Genomic DNA, 2,605 nt, shown 5'->3' with positions numbered 1-2,605 from the left:
CCGACGTGCGCCACTCCGAGCAGGCCGCCCCGCTCACCCCCGGCCTCTACCAGCCCCTGCCCGGCCCCTTCGTGCGCCGGGACGCCCAGGGCCAGCCCCTCCAGAACGACGACCCCCGCGACCGGAACCGCACGGACCGGCGGCTGGGCGGCCGCATGTTCTGGAACGTGCTCCATACCTTCCGGGCCGGCGAGGACACGGAGGACTCCGCCGTCTCCCAGGCCCAGTGGGACCGCATGGTGTTCGGGGCGGTCCTGGCCATGGTGGGCCTGGCGCTGGCCGCCATCGCGCTCGTCAGCTCCCTCTAGGAGCGACGGGCCGCGTCGAAAGCCTTGGGGTTGGCGCGGCCTGTGCTACGGTGCCGCGCACTTGGCCACCGACGACCTCACACTCGTCAAGCGCGTCCGCAGCGGGGACCAGCGCGCCTTCAAGCTCCTCGTCGAGCGTTACCAGCGCAAGGTGTACGCCGTCGCGCTCGGAATGCTGAAGGACAAGGAGGAGGCGATGGACGTCTCCCAGGAGGCGTTCGTCAAGGTCTACAAGTACCTGGACCACTTCAAGGGCGACGCGTCCTTCTACACGTGGCTCTACCGCATCACGTCCAACATCTGCATCGACGTGCTGCGCAAGCGCCGGGGCAGCGGCGAGCCCGTGGAGTACGACGAGACGCAGGACGTGGACCTCTCCGAGGCCCGCATCGGCGCGCTGGGCAGCCGCCTGGGGACGAACCCCCAGAAGAGCGCCCTGCGCAAGGAGCTGGCGGAGAAGATCCAGGAGGCGCTGGCCACGGTGCCGGAGAAGCACCGCGCCATCCTCCTGCTGCGCGAAATCGAGGGAATGTCCTACGAGGACCTGGCCCGCACGCTGGACATCCCCAAGGGCACGGTGATGAGCCGGCTCTTCCACGCGCGCGCCAAGGTGCAGAAAATCCTGGGGGATTATCTGGAGCTGGACGAAGCCAAGAGCGGGGTGGGCAACGAATGAGGATGCCAGAAAGGCCTCCTCGAATATCCGTGGGCCCGAGCGCGTCCCACCGACGAATTCCCACCAGCCCGCAGGGTGAAGAGTATGGCCGGAAATCCCGCGTGTGAGCGTTTCGTACCGCTCCTGTCTCCCTACATCGACGGTGAACTCGCTCCCGGGGAGCGCGTGAACGTGGAGCGGCACCTGGCCGCCTGCCGGGACTGCACGGGCCGCGCGGCGGACCTGCGCGCCGAGTCCGGGCTGCTGCGGGTGGGCCTGGACATGGCGGTGGACGACGTCGACTTCAAGGACTTCGCCCAGAAGGTCATGGCCCGGGTGACGCCGGAGAAGCCGCCCCTCATCGAGCGGATGCGGCTGGCCCTGTCGGAGATGTTCCTCTACCAGCGCACCGCGATGATTTCCTCGCTGGCCACCGCCGCGGTGGTGCTGCTGGTGGCGCTGCCGCTGGTGCTGCGCGACAACGCGCCGGAGGGCTACGCCGCCGAGCGCATGACGGTGAAGTCCATCCAGTCCTACCAGGGCGCCCGCGTGGCCCCGGTGGTGATGGAGACGGAGGGCGGCGGCTCCATCATCTGGATGGTGGACGAGCAGGAGCAGGCCCCGGAGACCGTGAAGGGCGCCGCTGACGGGCAGAAGAAGCCGGGCGTGACGGAAGGCCAGGAATCGAGCGTGGAGCCGGAGGGCCAGGAAGGGCAGCCGTCGTCGGCTCCGTCCGTCCCGCCCCGGCCCACCGGAGGAGCGCTATGACGAAGCCGACGTGGGCGGTGCTGGCACTGCTGTTCGCCGTGGGCTGGGTGCTGGGGCCGTCAGTGGCCTTCGCCCAGGAGCAGAAGGTGAAGGTCCAGGTGGAGGTGGTGCTGGCCTCCAACAAGGGCACGGTGGTGGACCCGCCGGAGCTGGGCAAGATGAAGGAGGCGTTCCAGAAGCAGAACTTCAGCTTCACGTCCTTCAAGCGCATGTCCCTGGACACGGTGGAGGTGGGCGCCCAGAAGCCCACGGAAGTGAAGCTCCCCAACGGGACGAACGCGTCGCTCCAGCTGCTGGGCATGAAGGACGGCAGCGCCACGCTGCGCGTCATCATCCCGAACCAGTCCTCCGTGGAGGTGGAGCTGGGCCGCCAGGGCGCCGTGTACCAGAAGGCCGGCAAGCACGTGGGCGGCGAGCTCATCCTCGTCCTGGTGCCGCCGTCGAAGTAGCCGTGTGAGCCGTGACGGATGCGCGCCGCCCTCGGGCAGGCGCCGTCCGGTGGAAGCCCCCCTGACGCCTGGATGGCCCCCTCCTTCCCGGGCGGCCCCGCGTCAGGGCCCCGCTGCTCCTGAATCTTCCCTCCTCCTCGCACATCCACGCCTGTGTGGGCGGTGTGCCGGCTGTCCCGGTGTCGGAGCGCTCGTCCCGCGCCTGACGTGCGCCGGGGTGTGCCTGCGACCGCGGGGCAGGAAAGAGGGCGGAACTACCTGGAGCCGGGCTGAAAGAAAGTCAGTCCTGCCAGCTTCCCACGGCATGCCCCAGGGTTTCTTCCCTCGAAAAACGCTGAGTTGAGCGACGGCACGGCAGTTGCTCTTGGGTCTGAGGGCAGGACGGGCGGGACGGTGGGCGGGCAGGGCGGCGGGGCGGGGCGGGC

General features: G+C 69.4%; 3 protein-coding genes and 1 pseudogene. All 4 read left to right on the top strand.

Annotation, left to right across the window (positions count from 1 at the left end):
* Positions 1–308 (top strand): annotated as a pseudogene (locus ACLEQD_RS41095) (Immediate early protein ICP0); the annotation flags it as partial.
* A gap of 61 nt (positions 309–369) precedes the next feature.
* Positions 370–984 (top strand): sigma-70 family RNA polymerase sigma factor, encoded by a 615-nt coding sequence (locus ACLEQD_RS41090; RefSeq protein ID WP_171422123.1) that lies wholly within the window; start codon positions 370–372, stop codon positions 982–984.
* 84 nt (positions 985–1,068) lie between these two features.
* Positions 1,069–1,731, top strand: a complete 663-nt coding sequence (locus ACLEQD_RS41085; RefSeq protein ID WP_410391364.1) for an anti-sigma factor family protein — start codon at positions 1,069–1,071, stop codon at positions 1,729–1,731.
* Positions 1,728–2,180 (top strand): hypothetical protein, encoded by a 453-nt coding sequence (locus ACLEQD_RS41080; RefSeq protein WP_171422125.1) that lies wholly within the window; start codon positions 1,728–1,730, stop codon positions 2,178–2,180. The genes ACLEQD_RS41085 and ACLEQD_RS41080 overlap by 4 nt, the downstream gene beginning before the upstream one ends.
* The last annotated feature ends 425 nt before the right edge of the window (positions 2,181–2,605 follow it).

The organism is Corallococcus sp. 4LFB (assembly GCF_046520365.1).
Lineage (GTDB): Bacteria > Myxococcota > Myxococcia > Myxococcales > Myxococcaceae > Corallococcus > Corallococcus caeni.
This window is presented reverse-complemented; position numbering and strand designations above follow the sequence as displayed.